This is a genomic window from Kosakonia sp. CFBP8986 (genome assembly GCF_034044935.1).
Classification (GTDB): domain Bacteria; phylum Pseudomonadota; class Gammaproteobacteria; order Enterobacterales; family Enterobacteriaceae; genus Kosakonia; species Kosakonia cowanii.
Genome location: NZ_JAXCXB010000002.1, coordinates 364,573 through 388,496, shown reverse-complemented (window position 1 = coordinate 388,496; position 23,924 = coordinate 364,573). Strand labels below are relative to the sequence as shown.

Genomic DNA, 23,924 nt, shown 5'->3' with positions numbered 1-23,924 from the left:
AGCTGGCGATTCATTGTGCGCAAAAATCAAAAATAATCCAACAGGAATATGATACGAAAACTTTGAAGATGTTTCATATCTAAAGCTAAATGTTTCCATTTGTAATTTTGCGGGAACTTTTTGAAAGCACTAAAAGCCAATAAATAAGAAAAACAGCGGATGGAATACAGTTCTTTACTTATAAAAACAGCAACTTACTAAAATTTAAAATGAGAGCACTGAATGCCAAACCGAAAGCAGAATTGGTGTCTAAAATAATCGACGCTATCATCATTAACTTTATTTATTACCGTCATTCGAATCTGAATGTCTGTTTACCCCTCTTCAAACCGAATGCCCTGCATTCGGTTTTTTTTTACCTTTCTTTACATCAGTTGATACTTAAGATTTATATAGTCGCCATTTGTAATGACTATTAATTAATCAATTATCGTACCAGAGTTGATCCTTAAACATATTTAGAAAGTTAATATCTTGTTATTTCGTGCGATATTTTACTGACGAGACGGTAAATAGGCCTGCAGCGCTGCGCATCTGTACATTTTTCCTGCGCTTCAGGTAAAGAGTGCATATTCATGCACTCTCCAGGCATTTCCTGAAAAGAGAGTCTGGAAATTCACCCATTTACCGATATACTGCCTGCTGAACATTACTCTGCAGCACACTACCTTTACGCCCGCGGCCCCCCAAACGCGACGCTAACGGCATGGCAGCAACATTGTCTCAGCGCAGGCTGAAAGTTATCAGCCGTGTTGTCATAACGGGTTACACACACGAATGAGTCAATCGGACACAATGATTCCTGGCAAATTTTCCCTGATACCGGGCAACATTACCCGTTACTTCCTTTTATTGATTATTGTCCTGCTGGTCACCATGGGCGTGATGATCCAGAGCGCGGTCAACGCGTGGCTGAAGGACAAAAGTTATCAAATTGTTGATACCACCCATGCCATTCATAAGCGCATCGATATCTGGCGCTATGCGACCTGGCAGATTTACGACAATATCGCTGCCGCCCCCGCCTCCTCCGGTGAAGGGCTGCAGGAGACGCGTTTAAAGCAGGACGTCTACTACCTCGAAAAACCGCGCCGCAAGACAGAAGCGCTGATTTTCGGCTCCCATGACAGTTCGACGCTGGAGATGACCCAGCGTATTTCGACCTATCTTGATACGCTGTGGGGCGCGGAAACCGTGCCGTGGTCGATGTACTACCTTAACGGCCAGGATAACAGCATGATCCTTATCTCGACGCTGCCGCTTAAGGATCTTACCTCCGGTTTTAAAGATTCGATGATCAGCAATATCGTCGATACCCGCCGCGCGGAGATGCTCCAGCAGGCGAACGCCCTTGATGAGCGCGAAAGCTTCTCCTCGCTGCGCCGTCTTGCCTGGCAGAATGGCCACTACTTTACGCTGCGCACCACCTTTAACCAGCCAGGCCATCTGGCGACCGTTGTCGCCTTCGATCTGCCAATCAATGATTTGATTCCGCCCGGCATGACGCTGGACAGCTTCCGCCTCGATCCCGATACCGCGCCGGGCAGCGCACGCGCGCAGGATAAAGAGAACACCGACAGCGTCTCAGTAAACTTCAACAGCTCGCGCATTGAGATCTCCTCTGCGCTAAACGGCACCGGTTTACGCCTGGTGTGGCAAGTGCCGTTCGGCACACTGCTGCTTGATACCCTGCAAAACGTTCTGCTGCCGCTGCTGCTGAATATTGGTCTGCTGGCGCTGGCGCTGTTTGGTTACACCACCTTTCGCCAGATGCCGGGGCGCAAGAGCGATACGCTCGCGACACCGGGCGCGAATAATGAGCTGCGCGTGCTGCGCGCCTTTAATGAAGAGATTGTCTCTCTGCTGCCGCTGGGTCTGCTGGTTCACGATCAGGAAGCCAACCGCACGGTGCTGAGTAATAAAATTGCCGACCACCTGCTGCCGCACCTCAATTTGCAGAACATTACCGCAATGGCGGATCAGCACCAGGGCGTGATCCAGGCGACCATCAACAACGAGCTCTATGAGATCCGCCAGTTCCGCAGCCAGGTGGCGTCGCGTACGCAGATCTTTATTATTCGCGACCAGGATCGCGAAGTGCTGGTCAACAAGAAGCTCAAGCAGGCGCAACGGCTGTATGAGAAGAACCAGCAGGGTCGCGCGGCGTTTATGAATAATCTCGCCGAGGCGCTCAAACAGCCGGTGAAAGCACTGGCCGGTGACGCAGCGGCGATTGAGAGCAACGAAGCTAACCGCCTTGCCGATCACGCCGACCGACTGGTGCAGCTGGTGGATGAACTCCAGCTGGCAAACATGCTGGAGAATGATACCTGGAAAGGCTCCTCTTCCCTCTTCTCCATTCAGGATCTGATTGATGAAGTGGTGCCGGAAGTGCTGCCGGTGATCAAGCGCAAAGGGTTGCAGTTGCTTATCAACAACCATCTTCCGGCGAATGAGGAGCGTCATGGCGATCGCGATGCGCTGCGTCGCATCATGCTGCTGCTGATTCAGTATGCGGTGACCACCACGCAGATGGGCAAAATCACCCTCGAAGTGAGCATGGACGAATCCGCAGATGACCGGCTGACCTTCCGTATCCTTGATACCGGCGTCGGCGTTAACGCCAGCGAGATTGATAATCTGCACTTCCCGTTCCTTAACGAAACGCAGGGCGATCAGTTTGGCAAGGCAAATGCCCTCACCTTCTGGCTTTGCGATCAGTTGGCCCGTAAACTGGGCGGACATCTCAATATTAAAGCGCGTGAAGATCTCGGCACCCGCTACTCTCTGCATGTGAAAATGGCCGTACGCGCGCAGCAGGGCGAGAGCGAAGAGAAATTGCTCGATGATGTGGTGGCGATGATTGATATTACGTCGAACGAAATTCGTAATATTGTGGTGCGTCAGCTTGAGAATTGGGGGGCGAGCTGCATTTCGCCCGATGAACGATTATCAAATCAAGAATACGATCTCTTTTTAACAGATAATCCGTCAAATCTTACAGCTTCAGGATTGCTTTTAAGCGATGATGAGGTCGGCGTGCGGAAAATTGGTCCAGGCCAGTTGCGCGTCAATTTTAATATGAGCAACGCAATGCAGGGAGCAATATTGCAGCTCATTGAGGAGCAGCTGGCGCAGGAGGAAGTCACGGAGTCGCCTTTAGGCGGCGATGAGAATGCCGAACTCCATGCCAGCGGCTATTACGCGCTGTTTGTCGACACAGTTCCCGATGATGTTAAGAGGTTGTATACTGAATCGGCTTCGCGCGATTTCGCTGCGCTGGCACAGACGGCCCACCGCCTTAAGGGGGTGTTTGCCATGCTTAATCTGGTACCTGGTAAGCAGTTGTGTGAAACGCTGGAGCAATTAATTCGCGAGAGTGATGCTCCAGGCATAGAAAATTACATCAGCGACATTGACGCTTACGTCAAAAGCTTGCTGTAGCAAGGTAGCCTAATACATGAACAATATGAACGTAATTATTGCCGATGACCATCCGATTGTACTGTTCGGTATTCGCAAGTCACTTGAACAGATCGAATGGGTAAATGTAGTCGGTGAATTTGAAGACTCTACAGCGCTTATCAACAACCTGCCGAAACTTGAGGCCAATGTATTGATCACCGATCTGTCAATGCCGGGCGACAAATACGGCGATGGCATTACGCTGATCAAATACATCAAGCGCCATTTCCCGGCGCTGTCGATTATTGTGCTTACCATGAATAATAACCCGGCAATCCTCAGCGCCGTTCTGGATCTCGATATCGAAGGTATCGTGCTGAAACAGGGCGCGCCGACCGATCTGCCGAAAGCGCTGGCGGCACTGCAAAAGGGTAAGAAGTTCACCCCGGAGAGTGTCTCCCGTCTGCTGGAGAAGATCAGCGCCGGTGGTTATGGCGATAAACGCCTGTCGCCGAAAGAGAGTGAAGTGCTGCGCCTGTTTGCAGAAGGTTTCCTGGTGACGGAGATTGCCAAGAAGCTGAACCGCAGCATTAAGACCATCAGCAGCCAGAAGAAATCAGCGATGATGAAACTGGGTGTCGATAACGATATCGCCCTGCTGAACTACCTCTCTTCCGTGACGCTCACCCAGACGGAAAAAGAGTAATCCCCGTAACCCCGGCACTCGCCGGGGTTCGTTTTTCTTAGCCCTACTTCCTGCTTTTTCTCACCCGCGCGGCGTATGCAGCCAGCGTCTGCTTCAGCACATCCAGCGTTACCGGCTTCGACAGACAGCTATCCATACCCGACTCCAGACAGCGCTGCTTCTCTTCCGCCAGAGCGTTCGCCGTTACGCCAATCACCGGCAACGTCAGCCCAAGCTGACGAATGCGCTGCGTCAGACGGTAACCATCCATATTCGGCATGTTCACGTCACTGAGCACAATATCGATCGGGTTCTTACTCAACACATTGAGCGCATCGACACCGTCATTGGCGGTTTTACACTGATAGCCAAGCGATCCCAGCTGATCGGCCAGCAGACGGCGGTTGATAGGATGATCGTCCACCACGAGGATCATCATATCCTCGTTATTCTCCATCTCACCGGAATCCGATGTTAAGGCGTTAGCTGCCTGTGGCTCAATCACCTGAACGCGATAGATACGGCCCAGCAGCGCCAGCAGATCGTGCGGCGAGGCGACGCTGTGCAGCCACTCGCCCGGCGCGCGCTCAAGCGGAATACCAATATGTCGGCGGGAGAAGATGATCGCCGCGCGCCCGGTCCAGGGCTGCGGCAGCTCATCGTCGGTGATCAGCGTATCCTGATTGCCCAACTCATGGCCGTCATACTGTTTAACCTGAATACCATTCCACTCCAGCAGGTTATGCAGATACTCCGACAGCCAGGCGTTGCGCACCGCCAGCCAGCAGCAGGTTTCCGCCAGCCCATCCACGTCGGCCTGCGCCGTTGGCACCGCGCTATAGAGGGGAATGCGGATGGTGAACTGGCTGCCCATGCCCGGCTCCGTATCGACGGCGATATCGCCATCCATCATGTTGACCAGCTTTTCACAGATTGCCAGCCCCAGCCCGGTGCCCTGGAAGTTACGCTGTACGCCGGTGCCGACCTGGAAGAAGGGATCGAATAAGCGCACCACCTCTTTGCCCGGAATACCGACCCCGGTGTCACGCACGCGAATGCTGAGATACTCCATATCACACTGCACATGCAGCACGATGCAGCCCATATCGGTGAACTTAATCGCATTACTTAACAGGTTGGAAATCACCTGTTGCAGGCGCATCGGATCGCCATTAATCGCCAGCGGCACATCCGGCTCGATAAAGCAGTAAAGCCCGAGCTGTTTGCGCACCACCAGCGGCAGATAGTTGGCGGTGATATGGCTCATCACTTCGCGCGGCGAGAACTCGCGCGGCTCAATCTTCAGCTGTTCGGACTCAATTTTCGAGAAGTCGAGAATGTCGCTGATGATCTTCAGCAGCAGGCTCGAGGAGTTGTTCATCGCGGTAACCAGTCGGTCGACCCCTTTCGGCAGCTCTTTGGTCTGCAACAGATCGAGGTTACCGATAATGCCGTACAGCGGTGTGCGCAGCTCATGGCTGACCGTCGCGAGGAACATCGACTTCGACTGGCTCGCCTGCTCCGCCGCCTGCGCCATCTCCTGCAGCGACTCCTCCATTTTGACGCGGGCGGAGACATCCACCAGCACGCAGATCGCCACGTTCTCATTGCGATAGCGCGAATGCACAAAGCTGATTTGCAGGTTGGTGTTGTTGCTGGTTAACACATCGACAAAGTTAACCTGCTGCCCGCAGATAATTTGCGTCAGCCTTTGCCGATCCTCATGGGTCAGCATATTGAGATAGTTATGCGCCAGCTCGTTACTCAGTATGTTGGTGCCATCCTGGGTACGCAGGATACAGATCCCCACCGGCGCGGAGGCGACAATCTTACGGTTGAACTGCTCATGCTCTTCAAGCCGCTGCGCATCGTTCTCCGCCGGAATAAATATGCGCCGCTCATAGAGGCGCGCCAGGGTAAACAGCGCTACCCCGACCAGCACATTAAGCAGCACCGCGTTGAGGATCAGCATGCGGATGCGCTCCAGCACCACATCCACCGGCACGGAGTAGACCACGCTCAGGGAGGATGGCGGCAGCGTCTTCTTGAGGATCAGCTCACGGAAACCGGAGGTGTACCCAAACCAGGAGCGCTCCTGCAGCCAGCGCGGATCGGCGGTAATGCCATTCTCCTGCCCGGTCAGCGAAAGCAAGGTATGACCATTCTCATCAAGGATGGTGACACCCATCGGCAGCGTACCCGGCGTGAAGAAGTTCTCCATCCGGATCGACTGCTCGGTGCCAAGCAGCGCCTGCAGGCGGTTGCCGAGATAGACCGGCGTCAGCGCGTAGAAATAGCCGATGCCCGGGCGCGGCCCCTGGCTCATCCAGTAGACGTTGTTGCTGCGCTCATCCTGCGGCGCATTACGGTATTTGACGATCCGCTCATGCAGGCTCTTCAGCGTGTCATCGCGCTCGACCGGCATATCGCGCAGGCCGAAATCGGCCATACAGAGGTTGTCGCTACCAATCAAAAAGACGCGGTTCAGATCGTACGCCGCGGAGAAATTATCGCGCCAGTAGCGCATAAACCACGCCAGCGACTCCAGCGAGCCGCGCCAGGCGCTGCCCATCGCCGAGCAGTCGGAATCAGGAAAGAGCGGCAAGAAGGCCGGCACGTCGGTTTTATCGCCGCGGGAGCGCGACGTCAGGATGCCGTTGTCCGCCGTCAGGCGATTTTCAGCAATATACTTCAGCTCCTTCATCACATCAGAGGTGCGCTGAATATAGCGCTGCGCCTGATCGGAACTGAGGTTGAACTCCTGGCGGATCTCCGACTCTTTGTCATGCAGGGCATTAACGATGTAAAAGACGGAAAAAAAGGCAATTAACAGCCAGAGTAATAGCGCCAGCGCCCTGAACAGATAGCGGGAGACTTTCAGGGTACTGCGAAAAGAGACGAGGTATTTCAACCTGGGGAAACTCCGCCACAAGGAAGTTAAAAAAGAGTGTGCTTAAAGTAGCGATAAATCGCAGATGCCGCAAGGCAATGAAAAAGGGCCGGAAACCCGGCCCTTTATAACGCATTACTCGGCGTCTTCGTCGTCCGCCGCGTCGTCGTCAGTATCGACTTCCGGCGCGATGTCCTCATCGCCTTCCGCAACGCTGCCGTCGATGGAGTCAAGCTCTTCATCATCCACCGGCTCAGCGACACGCTGCAGACCCACCACGTTTTCATCTTCCGCGGTGCGGATCAGGATCACGCCCTGGGTGTTACGACCCACCACGCTGATCTCCGACACGCGAGTACGCACCAGCGTACCGGCATCGGTGATCATCATGATCTGATCGCAATCATCGACCTGGACCGCGCCGACCACGGAACCGTTACGCTCGGTCACCTTGATAGAGATAACGCCCTGCGTACCACGGGATTTGGTCGGGTACTCCGCTTCCGCAGTACGTTTACCGTAACCGTTCTGCGTCACCGTCAGGATTGCGCCTTCGCCGCGCGGCACGATCAGCGAAACTACGCTGTCTTTTTCCGCCAGGCGAATACCGCGCACGCCGGTCGCGGTACGACCCATCGCACGCACGGCGCTCTCTTTAAAGCGCACCACTTTACCGGCGGCGGAGAAGAGCATCACGTCGTCGCTGCCGTCGGTCAGGTTTACGCCAATCAGCTCATCGCCTTCGTTCAGATTGACGGCGATAATACCGGCAGAGCGCGGACGGCTGAACTCGGTGAGCGCGGTTTTCTTCACGGTACCGCTGGCGGTCGCCATAAAGACGTTCACGCCCTCTTCATATTCACGTACCGGCAGAATGGCGGTAATACGCTCGTTCGGCTCCAGCGGCAGCAGGTTGACGATCGGACGACCGCGCGCGCCACGGCTCGCTTCCGGCAGCTGGTAGACCTTCATCCAGTAGAGACGGCCACGGCTGGAGAAGCAGAGGATCGTGTCGTGGGTGTTGGCCACCAGCAGACGGTCGATGAAGTCCTCTTCTTTAATGCGCGCGGCAGATTTCCCTTTCCCACCGCGACGCTGCGCTTCGTAATCGGTCAGCGGCTGATACTTCACGTAGCCCTGATGCGACAGCGTCACCACAACATCTTCCTGGTTGATCAGGTCTTCAATGTTGATATCTGCGGTGTTAGCGGTAATTTCGGTGCGGCGCTCGTCGCCAAACTGCTCGCGAACCAGCTCAAGCTCCTCGCGGATAACTTCCATCAGGCGCTCAGCGCTACCGAGGATGTGCAGCAATTCAGCGATCTGCTCCAGCAGCTCTTTGTACTCTTCGAGCAGTTTTTCATGCTCAAGGCCGGTCAGTTTCTGCAGACGCAGATCCAGAATCGCCTGTGCCTGCTGTTCGGTCAGGTAGTATTGACCATCACGAATACCGAACTCCGGCTCCAGCCACTCAGGACGCGCGGCGTCATCACCGGCACGCTCCAGCATCGCAGAGACGTTGCCCAGAGCCCACGGCTGCGCGATCAGGCCCGCTTTCGCTTCGGCCGGCGTCGGCGCACGACGGATCAGTTCAATGATCGGGTCGATGTTCGCCAGCGCAACAGCAAGCGCTTCAAGGATGTGCGCACGGTCACGGGCTTTACGCAGTTCGAAAATAGTACGGCGCGTCACCACTTCACGGCGGTGGCGCACAAACGCGGCCAGGATATCTTTCAGCGGCATGATCTTCGGCTGGCCATGGTGCAGCGCAACCATGTTGATACCGAAGGAGACCTGCAGCTGCGTCTGGGAGTAGAGGTTATTCAGCACTACTTCACCGACGGCATCGCGCTTCACTTCAATCACGATGCGCATACCGTCTTTATCAGACTCGTCGCGCAGCGCGCTGATACCTTCAACGCGTTTCTCTTTGACCAGCTCGGCAATCTTCTCAATCAGGCGCGCTTTGTTCACCTGGTAGGGAATCTCATGCACGATGATCGTTTCGCGGCCGTTTTTCGCGTCGGTTTCCACTTCCGCGCGGGCGCGAATATAGATTTTGCCGCGACCGGTGCGGTAGGCTTCTTCGATCCCACGGCGACCATTGATGATCGCGGCGGTCGGGAAGTCCGGCCCCGGAATATGGGTCATCAGCTCTTCAATGCTGATCTCTTCATTATCGATATAGGCCAGGCAGCCGTTGATCACTTCCGTCAGGTTGTGCGGCGGAATGTTGGTCGCCATACCGACAGCGATCCCGGAAGCGCCGTTAACCAGCAGGTTCGGGATCTTGGTTGGCATCACATCTGGGATTCGCTCAGTGCCGTCGTAGTTATCAACGTAATCAACGGTCTCTTTTTCCAGATCGGCCATCAGCTCATGGGCGATTTTCGCCAGGCGGATTTCCGTATAACGCATTGCCGCGGCGGAGTCGCCATCGATGGAACCGAAGTTCCCCTGGCCGTCGACCAGCATATAACGCAGCGAAAACGGCTGTGCCATACGAACAATGGTGTCATACACCGCGGAATCACCATGGGGATGGTACTTACCGATTACGTCACCAACGACACGGGCAGATTTTTTGTAGGCTTTATTCCAGTCATTGCCCAATACGTTCATGGCGTAAAGTACGCGACGGTGAACCGGTTTCAGGCCATCTCGGACATCCGGAAGCGCACGGCCAACAATGACCGACATCGCATAGTCCAGATAGGAGCTCTTCAGCTCTTCCTCGATGTTAACCGGTGTAATTTCTCTCGCAAGGTCGCTCATCTAACCGCTATCCCTCTACTGTATCCCGGATTCAAAGGTCGCAAATTATAACACAACCGGTTTGATACAGGTAAACCTATAACACCCCGGCAAAGGTTTATTCATGCCGTTGGCCTGATATACTCACAGGTCTTATTGAGAGAGGAGTAAATGCGCCCATGAATGCCGAAAAACCGTCGGTTACTCAGAACGTTGATCATGCAGAAATCGCCAAGTTTGAAGCCGTCGCTTCACGCTGGTGGGACACAGAAGGCGAATTTAAACCTTTACACCGTATTAACCCGCTGCGCCTCGGCTATATCGCCGAACATGCTGGCGGCCTGTTTGGCAAGCGCGTGCTGGATGTCGGCTGCGGCGGCGGTATTCTCGCCGAGAGCATGGCCAAAGAGGGTGCGCAGGTGACCGGGTTGGATATGGGCGCGGAGCCGTTGCAGGTTGCGCGTCTGCACGCGCTGGAGTCGGGCGTGCAGGTCGACTACGTGCAGGAGACGGTCGAAGAGCATGCCGAAAAACAGGCGCAGGGCTACGACGTTGTCACCTGTATGGAGATGCTGGAGCACGTGCCGGACCCGCAATCGGTGGTCAGAGCCTGCGCAAAGCTTGTGAAACCCGGCGGTCACGTCTTCTTTTCGACCATCAACCGTAACGGGAAAGCGTGGCTGATGGCAGTGGTTGGCGCAGAGTATGTGCTGCGCATGGTGCCGAAAGGCACCCACGACGCGAAGAAGTTCATCAAACCTGCCGAACTGTTAACCTGGATCGACGATACGGTGTTACAGGAGCGTCACATCACCGGGTTACACTTTAACCCGCTGCTGAATAAGTTCACCCTCGGACCGGGCGTTGATGTTAACTATATGTTGCATACAACGGCGAAAAATCGCTAACGTCATGCGTTAATGTTATGAAGATTGCGCAGCCGCAAATCGCGCAATCTTCCCTGCCGTCGAAGAAATCAGCACTCGATCAAAATTTCATTTTTTTTTTCAGATTATTGACAACCTCTGCAAGCCTTATGCGACGAGGACTTAGCGTTTATTACGCTTTCGCAACCTCAAGTTAACGTCAAAATCAACTCTTGTACTCAAAAGAATCCTTACTAGAATACTCACCATATAGCGTTTCTCTTATCGCAAACCCCCTATATATAGTATTTATCCACAGAGTTAGTCACAGTGCTGATTTGTGGATAATACGGGGGATACTTTTATTTCACGGACAGGTAAGCAAATGAATCAGAGTCTGCTGGTGACAAAGCGTGATGGTGGCACTGAGCGCATCAATCTCGACAAAATTCATCGAGTACTGGATTGGGCCGCAGAAGGGTTGAGCAACGTTTCCATCTCTCAGGTGGAGCTGCGTTCACATATTCAGTTTTACGACGGTATCAAAACCTCCGATATCCACGAGACCATTATTAAAGCCGCTGCGGATCTTATCTCCCGCGATGCGCCGGACTATCAGTACCTTGCCGCGCGCCTGGCGATTTTCCACCTGCGTAAAAAAGCTTACGGCCAGTTTGAACCGCCTGCGCTGTTCGACCACGTGAAGAACATGGTTGCGCTGGGTAAATACGATCATCATCTGCTGGAAGACTACAGCGAAGAAGAGTTCCAGCAGATGGACGGCTTTATTGATCACTGGCGTGATATGAACTTCTCCTACGCGGCCGTTAAGCAGCTGGAAGGGAAGTACCTGGTGCAGAACCGCGTCACCGGTGCGATCTACGAGAGCGCGCAGTTCCTCTACATTCTGGTTGCTGCCTGCCTCTTCTCTAACTACCCGCGCGAAACCCGTCTGGACTACGTGAAGCGTTTCTATGACGCTGTCTCGACCTTTAAAATTTCGCTGCCGACGCCGATCATGTCCGGCGTGCGTACGCCGACGCGCCAGTTCAGCTCCTGCGTACTGATCGAGTGCGGCGACAGCCTGGACTCCATCAACGCCACCTCCAGCGCGATTGTGAAGTACGTTTCCCAGCGCGCCGGTATCGGCATCAACGCCGGTCGCATCCGTGCGCTGGGCAGCCCGATCCGCGGCGGTGAAGCGTTCCACACCGGCTGTGTGCCGTTCTACAAACACTTCCAGACCGCAGTGAAATCCTGCTCGCAGGGCGGCGTTCGCGGCGGCGCGGCAACCCTCTTCTACCCGATGTGGCATCTGGAAGTGGAAAGCCTGCTGGTGCTGAAAAACAACCGCGGCGTCGAAGGCAACCGCGTGCGTCACATGGACTACGGTGTACAGATCAACAAACTGATGTATACCCGTCTGCTGAAAGGTGAAGATATCACCCTGTTCAGCCCGTCCGACGTGCCGGGTCTCTATGACGCCTTCTTCGCCGATCAGGATGAGTTCGAGCGTCTGTACACGCAGTACGAAAAAGATGACTCCATCCGCAAGCAGCGTATTAAAGCGGTCGAGCTCTTCTCGCTGATGATGCAGGAACGCGCCTCGACCGGCCGTATCTACATCCAGAACGTCGACCACTGCAACACCCACAGCCCGTTCGATCCGGCTGTTGCGCCGGTGCGTCAGTCCAACCTGTGCCTTGAGATCGCTCTGCCGACCAAGCCGCTGGAAGACGTTAACGATGAAAATGGCGAGATCGCGCTCTGCACGCTCTCTGCCTTTAACCTTGGTGCGATTAAGAATCTCGACGAGCTGGAAGAGCTGGCAACGCTTGCGGTGCGCGCCCTCGACGCCCTGCTTGATTACCAGGACTACCCGATCCCGGCCGCAAAACGTGGCGCGATGGGTCGTCGTACCCTCGGTATCGGCGTGATCAACTTCGCGTACTGGCTGGCGAAAAACGGCAAGCGCTACTCCGACGGCAGCGCCAACAACCTGACGCACCAGACCTTCGAAGCGATTCAGTACTGGCTGCTGAAAGCCTCCAACGAGCTGGCGAAAGAGCAAGGCGCCTGCCCGTGGTTCAACGAAACCACCTACGCTAAAGGCATTCTGCCGATCGATACCTATAAAAAGGATCTTGATGGCATTACCAGCGAGCCGCTGCACTACAACTGGGAAGCGCTGCGTGACGATATCACCACGCACGGCCTGCGTAACTCGACGCTCTCTGCCCTGATGCCGTCTGAAACCTCGTCGCAGATCTCCAACGCCACCAACGGCATTGAGCCGCCGCGCGGCCACGTGAGCATCAAAGCGTCGAAAGATGGCATCCTGCGCCAGGTGGTGCCGGATTATGAAGAGTTGAAAGATGCCTACGAGCTGCTGTGGGAAATGCCGAACAACGACGGCTACCTGCAACTGGTCGGCATTATGCAGAAGTTTATCGACCAGTCGATTTCAGCAAACACCAACTACGATCCGACCCGCTTCCCGTCGGGCAAGGTGCCGATGCAGCAGTTGCTGAAAGACCTGCTGACCGCCTACAAATTTGGTGTGAAGACGCTCTACTATCAAAACACCCGCGACGGCGCGGAAGATGCGCAGGATGACCTGGTCCCTTCTATCCAGGACGATGGCTGCGAAAGCGGCGCATGTAAGATCTAACTAAGGGGCGGGGAAACCCGCCCTTTTTTTCGCAAGACAGGACTCACATTCATGGCATACACCACCTTTTCTCAGAAGAAAAACGATCAGCTGCTCGAGCCGATGTTCTTTGGCCAGCCGGTGAACGTGGCGCGCTACGACCAGCAAAAATATGACATATTCGAAAAGCTGATCGAAAAGCAACTCTCCTTCTTCTGGCGTCCGGAAGAAGTTGATGTTTCCCGCGATCGCATCGACTTCCAGGCACTGCCGGAACATGAAAAGCATATCTTTATCAGCAACCTGAAGTACCAGACGCTGCTGGACTCGATTCAGGGTCGTAGCCCGAACGTCGCGTTGCTGCCGCTGATCTCCATTCCGGAGCTGGAAACCTGGGTGGAAACCTGGGCGTTTTCAGAAACCATTCACTCGCGCTCCTACACCCATATCATCCGCAATATCGTTAACGATCCGGCGGTGGTATTTGACGATATCGTCACCAACGAGCAGATCCTCAAGCGCGCGGAAGGGATCTCCTCCTTCTATGACGAGCTGATTGAGATGACCAACTACTGGCATCTGCTGGGCGAAGGCACCCATAGCGTGAACGGCAAAACCGTCACCATCAGCCTGCGCGAGCTGAAGAAGAAGCTCTATCTCTGCCTGATGAGCGTGAACGCGCTTGAAGCGATTCGCTTCTATGTCAGCTTCGCCTGCTCCTTCGCTTTCGCCGAGCGCGAACTGATGGAAGGCAACGCTAAAATCATCCGCCTGATTGCCCGCGATGAAGCCCTGCACCTGACCGGCACCCAGCATATGCTGAACCTGCTGCGCTCCGGGGTTGACGATCCGGAGATGGCGGAGATTGCCGAAGAGTGCAAAAAAGAGTGCTACGACCTGTTTGTGCAGGCGGCGCAGCAGGAGAAAGAGTGGGCGGAGTATCTCTTCTCCGGCGGCTCAATGATTGGTCTGAACAAAGATATCCTCTGCCAGTATGTTGAGTACATCACCAACATCCGTATGCAGGCGGTGGGTCTTGATCTGCCATTCCAGACCCGCTCCAACCCGATTCCGTGGATCAACACCTGGCTGGTGTCCGATAACGTGCAGGTGGCGCCGCAGGAAGTGGAAGTGAGTTCCTACCTCGTCGGGCAGATCGACTCACAGGTCGATACCGACGATCTGAGCAACTTCCAGCTGTGATGAGCCGGGTTACGCTCCGCCTTTCCGGCACGCAGGTGCATTGCCAGGAAGAGCACCCTTCCCTGCTGGTGGCGCTGGAGTCCCAGCAGGTGGAAGTTGAATACCAGTGCCGTGAAGGCTATTGCGGCTCCTGCCGCTGTCGGCTGGTAGCAGGCCAGGTGGACTGGATTAGCGAGCCGCTGGCCTTTATCAACGAAGGGGAAATTTTGCCCTGCTGCTGCCGGGCGAAAGGCGATATCGAGATCGAGATGTAAAAAATGCCGGGTGGCACTGCGTTTACCCGGCCTACAGTTTCAGCACACCCATCCTTTCCGTAGGCCTGATATCCTTTGTAGGCCTGATAAGCGAAGCGCCATCAGGCAAAATACCCATATTGATTGCATGCTCATCTTTTCGTAGGCCTGATAAGCGAAGCGCCATCAGGCAAAATATCCATATTGATTGCGTGCTCATCTTTTCGTAGGCCTGATAAGCGAAGCGCCATCAGGCAACTTCGCTTATCGGGTTCCACTCTTATTTACGCTTTAAAAACTGCACCGCTTTATCGGGGAAATCGGTAAACAACCCGTCGACCCCGGCCTGGTGGTACAACACTTCATAAAGCTGATTCACATCGGTGGCATACGGCGGCAGCTGATCGGCGCGCACCGTAAACGGGTGCACCTGCAAATGGCTGGCATGCGCCTCTTTCACCATTGCGGTTAGCTGCACGTGGCCCGGCTTCGAACCATCCGCCACCAGCATATGGTAATCGGGGCCGATACCATCTGCGTACTGCGCAATCTGCTTCATCGCGCCGGGTTTCAGCATCCAGTCATAATCGTAATTGACCCACTTACCGTCCGGCTGCTTCTGCTGGGTCTCATTCCATTTGGTATAAGCAATCAGCTGCACCAGATTGAGATCCATCCCCATCTTCGGCTCAAGCTCATTTTTGATGCGCTTAAGCTCATCAGCGTCGAAACACTGCAGATAGACCTTATCCTTCTTGCTGCTGTAACCATACTTCTTCAGCACCTCAAGGGTCGCCTTCGCAATATCCTTCCCTTCCTGATGGTGGAACCACGGGGCTTTGATCTCCGGGTAGATCCCGATATCTTTGCCGGTCGAGTGGTTCAGCCCTTGCACAAACTCAATCTCCTCTTCAAAGGTATGAATACGGAAATCGGATTTGCCCATCGGGAAACGGCCCGGGAAAACCTGCTCTTTCTTGCCGTTCTTTAACTCAAACCCTTCGGTGAATTTCAGCGAGCGGATCTCATCCAGCGTGAAATCGATAGCGTAATAGCGGCCATCTTTGCGGGCGCGGTCGGGAAAACGCTCAGCAACATCGGTGACGCGATCGAGATAGTGGTCATGCAGCACCACCAGACGATCGTCTTTGGTCATCACCAGATCCTGCTCCAGATAATCCGCGCCTTGGGCATAGGCCATCGCTTTGGCAGGCAGCGTATGCTCCGGCAGATAACCGCTGGCGCCGCGATGGGCGATCACCAGCTTCTCCGCGGCCAGTGCCTGGCCTGCCATCAGACCCGCCAGCAACAGGCCTGCCGTAATGCGGCTAAAGGACAATTTCATAACATCTCCTGTTATTGACGACGCGCAAGCACGTCAGCGTGATGGCGTTTTTCGCCAATCATCACCACGATCAGCAGCAGAACCGCTAACACGCTGCCACCAATCATCACCATGAAACCGCCATCCCAGCCGAAGAAATCGACGGTATAGCCAACAATGGCGCTCGCCGCCACCGAGCCACCGAGGTAGCCAAACAGGCCGGTAAAGCCCGCCGCGGTACCGGCCGCCTTCTTCGGCGCCAGCTCCAGCGCGTGCAGACCAATCAGCATTACCGGGCCATAAATCAGGAAGCCAATGACGATCATGCAGGCCATATCCACGCCCGGGTTGCCCGCCGGGTTGAGCCAGTAAACAATAGTGGCGATGGTCACCAGCGTCATAAAGAAGACGCCGGTCGCGCCGCGGTTACCCTTAAAGACTTTGTCCGACATCCAGCCGCAGATCAGCGTGCCGGGAATGCCCGCGTACTCATAAAGGAAGTAGGCCCAGGAGGATTTATCCAGCGCGAAGTGCTTCACCTCTTTCAGGTAGGTTGGCGACCAGTCGAGGATGCCGTAGCGCAGCAGATAGACAAAAACGTTAGCGATGGCGATATACCACAGCAGCTTGTTCGGCAGCACATACTGCATAAAGATCTGCTTCGCCGTCAGCTCCTCTTCATGCTTGTCGCTGTAATCATCCGGGTAGTCGTTTTTGTACTCTTCAATCGGCGGCAAACCGCAGGATTGCGGCGTATCGCGCATCAGTGCGAAAGCGATAATCGCTACCAGAATGGCACCAAAGGCTGGCATATAGAGCGCCGCGTGCCAGTCGTTAAACCACGCCATCCCCAGCAGGAACAGCAGCGGAGGCAGACCGCCGCCGACGTTATGGGCGCAGTTCCACACCGACACAATGCTGCCGCGCTCCTTCTGCGACCACCAGTGCACCATCGTGCGTCCGCACGGCGGCCAGCCCATCCCCTGGAACCAGCCGCAGAGGAACAGCAGCACAAACATCACCGCAATGCTGGAGGTGGCCCACGGCACAAAGCCCATAAACAGCATTACTGCCGCTGCGAGGATCAGACCAGCGGGCAGGAAGACGCGCGGATTCGAGCGATCCGACACCGAGCCCATAATGAATTTTGAGAAGCCGTAGGCAATTGAGATCCCCGACAGCGCAAAGCCCAGATCGCCGCGCGAGAAGCCCTGCTCCACCAGATAGGGCATCGCCAGCGCAAAGTTCTTACGCACCAGGTAGTAGGCAGCGTAGCCAAAGAAGATGCCCAGAAAGATTTGCCAGCGTAAGCGGCGGTACAGAGGATCAACCTGCGCGTCGGGCACGCGAGACTGGTGGGGGGCGGGTTTGAAAATGCTCAACATAAACTGCCTCCGTGGCACGGTAAAAGTCATGACATCAGGCGTCATGAGTGAAAACGAAAATCGCTTGAGTTGTTCGCGGCGGATTGTAGAGAAAGTTTTGACGAGAAAGAACGAAATGCCACATATAATGTTACAGAAATATGACAAAGCTCTAACTTCGTGCGGAAAAGTGCATTTCACTTTCGTTTCTTGTTCGTATATGCGCGATATCAAACAAACCACAGTAAGGGTATGGCTAAATGGTCGGTAAAGAACGTCGACCAGCCAGGAGACGACCGTGCCCTACTCAAACGACTACGATGTGATCATTATTGGCGGCGGCGCAACGGGTGCCGGTATCGCCCGTGATTGCGCCCTGCGCGGCCTGCGCGCTGCTCTGCTCGAACGCCACGACATTGCCACCGGTGCCACCGGCCGCAACCACGGTTTGCTGCACAGCGGCGCGCGTTATGCGGTGACCGACAACGAATCAGCGCGTGAATGCATCGCCGAAAACCAGATCCTCAAACGTATTGCCCGCCACTGTATTGAAGCGACCGACGGGCTATTTATCACCCTGCCGGAAGACGATCTGAGCTACCAGGCACACTTTATTGATGCCTGCACCCGCGCCGGGATTGCCGCGCAGGCCATTAGCCCACAGGAAGCCAGGCGCATGGAGCCGAGCGTCAATCCGCAACTTATCGGCGCGGTGCGCGTGCCGGACGGCACTGTCGACCCCTTCCGCCTGACCGCCAGCAATATGCTTGATGCCCGCGAGCACGGTGCAAAAATCCTTACCGGCCACGAAGTTTGCGGCCTGCTGCGCACGGGCGACACGGTGTATGGCGTGCGCCTGCGCCATCTCGCCAGCGGTGAAATCCGCGACCTGCATGCCCCGGTAGTGGTCAATGCCGCCGGGATTTGGGGCCAGCGCATCGCGGAGTATGCCGATTTGCGCATTCGCATGTTCCCGGCCAAAGGCGCGCTGCTGATCCTCGATCACCGCATTAACCAGCATGTCATCAACCGCTGCCGCAAGCCTGCCGACGCCGATATTCTTGTGCCCGGCGACACCATTTCACTGATTGGTACCACTTCAACGCAGATTGATTATGCCGATATCGATAATGTGCGCGTCACGGCGGATGAGGTGGACATTCTGCTGCGCGAAGGGGAGAAACTGGCCCCGGTAATGGGGCAAACGCGCATCCTACGCGCCTATGCTGGCGTGCGTCCGCTGGTGGCAAGCGATGACGATCCCAGCGGGCGCAACGTCAGCCGCGGCATTGTGCTGCTCGACCACGCTACGCGCGACGGGCTGGAGGGGTTTATCACCATTACCGGCGGCAAGCTAATGACCTACCGCCTGATGGCTGAGTGGGCAACGGATGCCGTCTGCCGCAAGCTCAACCATAACGTAGCCTGCACCACCGCGACAAAAGCGCTGCCGGGATCGCTGGGTTCACCAGACGAGGCACTGAAGAAGATCATCTCACTGCCGACGCCGCTGCGCGGTTCAGCGGTCTACCGTCACGGCGATCGTGCCCCGGCGTGGCTCGCCAGTGACCGGCACAACCGCAGCCTGGTGTGTGAGTGCGAAGCCGTCACCGCTGGCGAAGTGCAGTACGCGGTGGAAAACCTCAATGTCACCTCGCTGCTCGATCTGCGCCGCCGCACCCGCGTCGGTATGGGCACCTGCCAGGGCGAGCTCTGCGCCTGCCGCGCCGCCGGGCAGCTTAACCGGCTGCATGTCACACGAGATAACGAAGCGCGCAGGCAGCTGGCGGAGTTTCTGAACGAACGCTGGAAAGGCATCAAACCCATCGCCTGGGGCGATGCGCTGCGTGAGAGCGAGTTTACCCGCTGGGTTTACCAGGGGCTGTGCGGGCTGGAGAAGGAGCAGGATGATGAGATTTGATACGGTAATTATCGGCGGCGGGCTGGCGGGATTGCTGTGCGGCATTCGTCTGAGCGAGAGCGGCCAGCGCTGCGCGATTGTCAGCCGCGGCCAGAGTGCGCTGAGCTTCTCTTCCGGCTCTCTCGATCTGCTCTCCCGCCTGCCGGCCGGCACGCTGACAGAGGCCATTGCGCACCTGCAACATCATCACCCCGAGCACCCCTATGCGCGGCTTGGCGTTGAGCGCGTGCGCCACTATGCGCAGCAAACCCAAACCCTGCTCGCCGATTGCGGGCTAAATATGCAGGGCGATGCCGATACGCCGCACCTGCGCGTCACACCGCTGGGCACTTATCGCCGGGCGTGGCTCAGCCCGCAAGAGATTGCGTTGAAACCACAGCAGGGGTTGCGCGTCGGTGTTATTGGCATCAGCGGTTTTCTCGACTTTCAGCCCGAACTGGCGGTGGAAGCGCTGCGCCAGCGCGGTGTTGCTGCCGGGGCTGAAGAGATTGCGCTCCCGCTTCTCGACACGCTTCGCGATAACCCCAGCGAGTTTCGCGCCGTGACCATCGCGCGCCAGCTCGATCGTCCTGAACATTACGCCGATCTCTGCGCCGCCCTGCGCCCGCTGAGTGCGCGTTACGAGATGCTGTGGCTCCCCGCCTGTTTTGGTCTGACGGAGAGTAAAGTGTTTACGCAGTTAAACGAAGATCTGGCCTGCCCACTGCGGCTGGTCGCCACGCTGCCACCTTCAGTAATGGGCATGCGCTTACAGCACGCCTTACAGCAGCGGTTTACGCGCAGCGGCGGCAGCTGGATGCCCGGCGATGAGGTACTGCGCGCCGATATCAATCACGGCCAGGTAACGCAGCTCTGGACACGCAAGCATGACGATCTGCCGCTGCGCGCGCGCCATATCGTGCTGGCCAGCGGCAGGTTTTTCAGTAACGGGCTGGTCGCCGGGCGCGATCGCGTGCGCGAAGCGGTATTCAATCTCGACGTTCTGCAAAGCGCCTCGCGCCGGGAGTGGTATGGCGACGATCTCTTTGCCCCGCAGCCGTGGCACCAGTTTGGCGTGCACACCGATGAACAGCTTCGTGGTCTGCGCGACGGGCAAGCGCTTGAGAATCTCTATGCAATCGGCTCGCTACTTGGCGGCTATGACGCCATCGCCCAGGGCTGCGGCGGCGGTGTTTGCGCCGTGACGGCGCTGCATGCCGCGCAGCAGATCCTCGATCAGGGAGGAAAGCCCTAATGCACAACTCTTTCGAAAGCTGTATCAAATGTACCGCCTGCACCACCGCCTGCCCGGTAAGCCGGGTTAACCCCGCCTACCCCGGGCCAAAACAGGCGGGGCCGGATGGCGAGCGGCTGCGGCTGAAAGATGCCGCGCTGTATGACGATGCGCTGAAATATTGCACCAACTGCAAGCGCTGCGAAACCGCATGCCCATCCGGGGTGAAAATTGGCGATCTGATCCAGCGCGCCCGCGCGCAGCATGGGGCAAAACCGCTGTCGGTACGTAATGCGATTCTCAGCCATACGGATTTGATGGGTACCCTGTCGACGCCTCTCGCGCCGCTGGTCAACGCCGCGACATCCCTGAGGCCGGTGCGCCAGTTGCTGGATAAAGCATTAAAAATCGATCATCACCGCACGCTGCCGAAATATGCCAGCGGCGGCACGTTTCGTCACTGGTATCGCAGCGTGGCGCCGCAGCAGCGTGCCTATGGCGAGCAGGTGGCGTTTTTCCACGGCTGTTATGTCAATTACAACCATCCGCAGCTAGGGAAAGACCTGATCCGCGTGCTGAACCAGATGGGCATTGGCGTGCAGTTATTGCAGCGTGAGAAGTGTTGCGGCGTCCCGCTGATTGCCAACGGCTACTTCGCAAAGGCGAAAAAGCAGGCGCAGTTCAACCTCAATGCATTAGAGCAGGCGATTGGCATGGATGGAATGCAGGTGCTCGCCACCTCCTCCACCTGCGCCTTCACCCTGCGCGACGAGTATCCACATCTGCTGGAGGTCGATAACAGCCACCTGCGCACACATATTGATTTAGCCACCCGCTGGATCTGGCGACAGCTCGATGAGGGGCACACTCTGCGGCTCAGAGAGATGCCGCTGAAAGTGGTCTATCACACGCCGTGTCATATGGAGAAGATGGGCTGGACGCACTACACGCTGGATCTGTTGCGGCGCATTCCGGGTTTAGAGTTGACGGTGCTCGATTCTGCCTGCTGCGGCATCGCGGGCACCTATGGCTTTAAGCGGGAGAACTACGCCACCTCGCAGGCCATTGGCGCACCGCTGTTTGCGCAAATCGAGGCCAGCGGTGCAGATCTGGTGGTAACGGATTGTGAGACCTGCAAGTGGCAGATTGAGATGTCCACCGGCAAACCTTGCGAACATCCCATTACGCTGCTGGCGCGGGCACTAGGCTAACGCCAGCACCTCTCCTGTTGATTTATTCCACAGCGAGGGTTTCAACCACCGCAATCCAGCCGTGATCGCTGGCGATATCTTTGCCCGCCAGCCAGCGGCGCAGGATATTAAGCGCCATCATCGCGCAGACCTCCTGGCGCACCGCCAGGCTGTGGCGGCTGCTGTTGAACTTCACCCGCAGGGCGCGGGTACCTTCCGGCGTCGCCAGCGCAAAGTTGAGATGATCCTCTTCCAGCCCGGTAACGGTCAACGCCAGCCCGGCGAGATGCCGGTTGCGTGACTCGGTTGTCCAGCGCGCGGTTTGTGCCAGCGCTTCTGCCTGCGACGGCAGCACTTCACTGGCGAGCAGCGGCGCACCGGCGCGGGAGAGTTGCAAGGCGATAAGCCCGCTGGTGAACTGCTCGCTCAGAGTCAGGCTCAGCTGACGCTCGCGCAGTGCGGTGGCAATCGCAGCCGGTAAACCCTCGGTGCCTTCAAAAATCAGGCTTTCCCCCGCCACTTTTTTCACTTCCGGCCACAGCGCTTCCATCGCCGTACGCTGCTCCGCCGGACCGGTCAGTTTCAGTTCGATAATCGGCATTGATGAGCGGTAACCCATCACCACGCCGGGCGGCAGATCGAGATGCTGGAGTTTTTCTGCCAGATCGCTCTCGGAGCGACCAAAGGTGGTCAAACGCAGGCAGACCGGCGGCTGCGGCAGAGTGAAACGCTCACGCAGACGCGGCAGGATCTCCTGCTCGACCATCACTTTAAATTCAGAGGGGACGCCGGGGGTAAAGAACATCAGGCAGCGGTTGAACTGCAATGCAAACCCGCAGGCGGTGCCGACCGGGTTATCGACCAGCTCGGCGCTGGCGGGGATCTCCGCCTGCTTGCGGTTGCTGGGGGCCATGACGCGGCCGCGATCGGTAAAAAAGCGCTCCATCTGCTTAAGCCACGCGTCGTGCAGCACCAGCGTTTCGCCTTTGGCGGTGGCTGCTGCCAGCGCGCTCAAATCGTCGCTGGTTGGCCCAAGGCCGCCGTTGACGATCAGCACATCGGCCTGCTCGCTACGCTCGCGCAAAATCGCAATCAAGTCGTCGAGGTTATCGCCAACGGTATGGCGGCGCGTTAACGGCAACCCCTGGTTAAAAAATACGTCGGCCAGCCAGGCCGCATTGGTATCGACAATCTGGCCATGCAGCACTTCATCGCCGGTCGATAACATCTCCACATTTAACATCGTTCGCTCCTGCAATCGGGGTTGAAAAACTATAGCGCATGCGCAGACTAAAGAGGGGAAACGGGCGCGGCGGCTGCCGCGCCGGGGGATCAGAAGCTGGCGCTGGCGCCGAGATAAGGACCATCCGCAACGATGCTGTCGCGGCGGCCATCTTTGCCTGCCATCTCAATGTAGCGATAACCGGCTTCGACGGTGAACGGGCGCATAATGGTATAACGCGCACCGGCCTTGGCTTCCTGGTACTCTTTGACGCCGCTTGAGAGCGAGTCCGGAGAGTAGTAATACTCGCCGAAAATGTTGAAGCTGCGGGCGATCTCCCACTGCAAACCGCCGCCGACAGCGATGGCGTAACCTTCGCTGCCCTCATCCGGGTTCAGATAGATGCCTTTACCACCCACGGTTGCCAGGAACGGCCCGAGCGGCAGGTTGTAACCGAGCCCAAGGCTTGCGGTGTCACCATCATCTTCGCTATGCGCCCAGTTACCGCTGACCGCGATACCGCTGGTTTCGGTTCCCAGACCGAAACCGAGGCTGCTGTAATCTTTACCAATCTGTCCATTCAGGCTAATCGCCTGCGCACCGGCGGAGGCCAGCAACATGCCAGCACATCCTAATAGAGCTAACTTTTTCATTTTCACGTTCCGCACGAAACGGGGCAGCGCCCCAAAGCGTCTGATTGTACGCTTATTTTCCCGACAGCAGAACGCCTAATAGCATGCACGGCCTGAGGCAAATACGCTTTCGGCCTGAGGACGAAAAGCGTTGCACCGGAGCGTGTCAGTGGCGGGCTTTCTCTACCATCTCAACCGGGATACCGGTCAGGGAGGCCACAACGTCAGGCTCCATCCCCTTTTCCAGCATCACTTTCGCGATGCGCATCGCTTCCTGCTGAACGCCCTCGGCTCGCCCCTGAGCCAGACCTTTAACCAGCCCCTCCTCACGAAGATATTGTGCAATGTTCATTAACGTCTCCTTTTGCTGCT

The 23,924-nt window shown here is 56.4% G+C and carries 16 protein-coding genes; 9 read left to right on the top strand and 7 right to left on the bottom strand.

What is annotated here, in order from left to right:
- Positions 1-777: 777 nt before the first annotated feature.
- Both rcsD and rcsB read left to right on the top strand, forming a co-directional pair.
- Positions 778-3,444, top strand: coding sequence for a phosphotransferase RcsD (gene rcsD, locus SOM48_RS05495; protein ID WP_320511576.1), 2,667 nt, complete (start codon positions 778-780; stop codon positions 3,442-3,444).
- 16 nt (positions 3,445-3,460) lie between these two features.
- Positions 3,461-4,111: a response regulator transcription factor RcsB gene (rcsB, locus tag SOM48_RS05490; protein ID WP_007371125.1), complete on the top strand. Its 651-nt coding sequence runs from the start codon at positions 3,461-3,463 to the stop codon at positions 4,109-4,111.
- Positions 4,112-4,154: 43 nt separating this feature from the next.
- Here rcsB and rcsC read toward each other — a convergent pair whose 3' ends face one another.
- Positions 4,155-7,001, bottom strand: a complete 2,847-nt coding sequence (gene rcsC / locus SOM48_RS05485) for a two-component system sensor histidine kinase RcsC (protein WP_076770181.1) — start codon at positions 6,999-7,001, stop codon at positions 4,155-4,157.
- A gap of 114 nt (positions 7,002-7,115) precedes the next feature.
- On the bottom strand, positions 7,116-9,755 hold the full coding sequence (gene gyrA / locus SOM48_RS05480) for a DNA topoisomerase (ATP-hydrolyzing) subunit A (RefSeq protein WP_054803358.1): 2,640 nt from the start codon (positions 9,753-9,755) through the stop codon (positions 7,116-7,118).
- Positions 9,756-9,913: 158 nt separating this feature from the next.
- On the opposite strand from gyrA, the gene ubiG reads away from it, so the two are divergent.
- The 4 genes from ubiG (at position 9,914) to yfaE (ending at position 14,707) form a co-directional block, all read left to right on the top strand.
- Positions 9,914-10,642, top strand: coding sequence for a bifunctional 2-polyprenyl-6-hydroxyphenol methylase/3-demethylubiquinol 3-O-methyltransferase UbiG (ubiG, locus tag SOM48_RS05475; RefSeq protein ID WP_076770182.1), 729 nt, complete (start codon positions 9,914-9,916; stop codon positions 10,640-10,642).
- A gap of 343 nt (positions 10,643-10,985) precedes the next feature.
- Positions 10,986-13,271, top strand: coding sequence for a class 1a ribonucleoside-diphosphate reductase subunit alpha (gene nrdA, locus SOM48_RS05470; protein WP_054803357.1), 2,286 nt, complete (start codon positions 10,986-10,988; stop codon positions 13,269-13,271).
- Between the two features lie 51 nt (positions 13,272-13,322).
- Positions 13,323-14,453: a class Ia ribonucleoside-diphosphate reductase subunit beta gene (gene nrdB / locus SOM48_RS05465; RefSeq protein WP_023479667.1), complete on the top strand. Its 1,131-nt coding sequence runs from the start codon at positions 13,323-13,325 to the stop codon at positions 14,451-14,453.
- Positions 14,453-14,707 (top strand): class I ribonucleotide reductase maintenance protein YfaE, encoded by a 255-nt coding sequence (gene yfaE / locus SOM48_RS05460; protein WP_042713436.1) that lies wholly within the window; start codon positions 14,453-14,455, stop codon positions 14,705-14,707. The genes nrdB and yfaE overlap by 1 nt, the downstream gene beginning before the upstream one ends.
- A gap of 259 nt (positions 14,708-14,966) precedes the next feature.
- Here yfaE and glpQ read toward each other — a convergent pair whose 3' ends face one another.
- Both glpQ and glpT read right to left on the bottom strand, forming a co-directional pair.
- On the bottom strand, positions 14,967-16,031 hold the full coding sequence (gene glpQ / locus SOM48_RS05455) for a glycerophosphodiester phosphodiesterase (RefSeq protein WP_139567659.1): 1,065 nt from the start codon (positions 16,029-16,031) through the stop codon (positions 14,967-14,969).
- 11 nt (positions 16,032-16,042) lie between these two features.
- Positions 16,043-17,395 (bottom strand): glycerol-3-phosphate transporter, encoded by a 1,353-nt coding sequence (gene glpT, locus SOM48_RS05450; RefSeq protein WP_023479895.1) that lies wholly within the window; start codon positions 17,393-17,395, stop codon positions 16,043-16,045.
- A gap of 277 nt (positions 17,396-17,672) precedes the next feature.
- Here glpT and glpA point away from each other — a divergent pair, with 277 nt between their 5' ends.
- The 3 genes from glpA to glpC are packed head-to-tail and all read left to right on the top strand — an operon-like array spanning position 17,673 to position 21,719.
- On the top strand, positions 17,673-19,295 hold the full coding sequence (gene glpA, locus SOM48_RS05445; protein ID WP_320511575.1) for an anaerobic glycerol-3-phosphate dehydrogenase subunit A: 1,623 nt from the start codon (positions 17,673-17,675) through the stop codon (positions 19,293-19,295).
- The gene (glpB, locus tag SOM48_RS05440) at positions 19,285-20,529 is read left to right on the top strand and encodes a glycerol-3-phosphate dehydrogenase subunit GlpB (RefSeq protein WP_320511668.1); all 1,245 of its coding nucleotides are present in this window, start codon (positions 19,285-19,287) and stop codon (positions 20,527-20,529) included. The genes glpA and glpB overlap by 11 nt, the downstream gene beginning before the upstream one ends.
- A complete protein-coding gene (gene glpC, locus SOM48_RS05435; RefSeq protein ID WP_320511574.1) occupies positions 20,529-21,719 on the top strand; it encodes an anaerobic glycerol-3-phosphate dehydrogenase subunit GlpC in 1,191 nt (396 codons plus the stop codon). The genes glpB and glpC overlap by 1 nt, the downstream gene beginning before the upstream one ends.
- A gap of 22 nt (positions 21,720-21,741) precedes the next feature.
- On the opposite strand, the gene SOM48_RS05430 is transcribed toward glpC, so the two are convergent.
- The 3 genes from SOM48_RS05430 to SOM48_RS05420 form a co-directional block, all read right to left on the bottom strand.
- A complete protein-coding gene (locus tag SOM48_RS05430) occupies positions 21,742-22,941 on the bottom strand; it encodes a nicotinamide mononucleotide deamidase-related protein YfaY (RefSeq protein WP_313278263.1) in 1,200 nt (399 codons plus the stop codon).
- Positions 22,942-23,030: 89 nt separating this feature from the next.
- Entirely contained in the window at positions 23,031-23,573 is a 543-nt protein-coding gene (locus SOM48_RS05425) for a YfaZ family outer membrane protein (RefSeq protein WP_076770186.1), read from the bottom strand.
- A 145-nt stretch (positions 23,574-23,718) separates the two neighbouring features.
- Complete coding sequence (locus SOM48_RS05420; protein ID WP_054803354.1) at positions 23,719-23,904, bottom strand: RpnC/YadD family protein; 186 nt, start codon at positions 23,902-23,904, stop codon at positions 23,719-23,721.
- Positions 23,905-23,924 lie beyond the last annotated feature (20 nt).

What these genes read in the sequence shown, in the direction of transcription:
- gyrA (WP_054803358.1), bottom strand. Translation starts at nt 9,755, where the DNA reads ATGAGCGACCTTGCGAGAGAAATTACACCGGTTAACATCGAGGAAGAG.
- SOM48_RS05420 (WP_054803354.1), bottom strand. Translation starts at nt 23,904, where the DNA reads ATGAACATTGCACAATATCTTCGTGAGGAGGGGCTGGTTAAAGGTCTG.
- SOM48_RS05430 (WP_313278263.1), bottom strand. Translation starts at nt 22,941, where the DNA reads ATGTTAAATGTGGAGATGTTATCGACCGGCGATGAAGTGCTGCATGGC.
- SOM48_RS05425 (WP_076770186.1), bottom strand. Translation starts at nt 23,573, where the DNA reads ATGAAAAAGTTAGCTCTATTAGGATGTGCTGGCATGTTGCTGGCCTCC.
- yfaE (WP_042713436.1), top strand. Translation starts at nt 14,453, where the DNA reads ATGAGCCGGGTTACGCTCCGCCTTTCCGGCACGCAGGTGCATTGCCAG.
- nrdA (WP_054803357.1), top strand. Translation starts at nt 10,986, where the DNA reads ATGAATCAGAGTCTGCTGGTGACAAAGCGTGATGGTGGCACTGAGCGC.
- glpB (WP_320511668.1), top strand. Translation starts at nt 19,285, where the DNA reads ATGAGATTTGATACGGTAATTATCGGCGGCGGGCTGGCGGGATTGCTG.
- ubiG (WP_076770182.1), top strand. Translation starts at nt 9,914, where the DNA reads ATGAATGCCGAAAAACCGTCGGTTACTCAGAACGTTGATCATGCAGAA.
- rcsB (WP_007371125.1), top strand. Translation starts at nt 3,461, where the DNA reads ATGAACAATATGAACGTAATTATTGCCGATGACCATCCGATTGTACTG.
- glpT (WP_023479895.1), bottom strand. Translation starts at nt 17,395, where the DNA reads ATGTTGAGCATTTTCAAACCCGCCCCCCACCAGTCTCGCGTGCCCGAC.
- glpC (WP_320511574.1), top strand. Translation starts at nt 20,529, where the DNA reads ATGCACAACTCTTTCGAAAGCTGTATCAAATGTACCGCCTGCACCACC.
- rcsD (WP_320511576.1), top strand. Translation starts at nt 778, where the DNA reads ATGAGTCAATCGGACACAATGATTCCTGGCAAATTTTCCCTGATACCG.
- glpQ (WP_139567659.1), bottom strand. Translation starts at nt 16,031, where the DNA reads ATGAAATTGTCCTTTAGCCGCATTACGGCAGGCCTGTTGCTGGCGGGT.
- nrdB (WP_023479667.1), top strand. Translation starts at nt 13,323, where the DNA reads ATGGCATACACCACCTTTTCTCAGAAGAAAAACGATCAGCTGCTCGAG.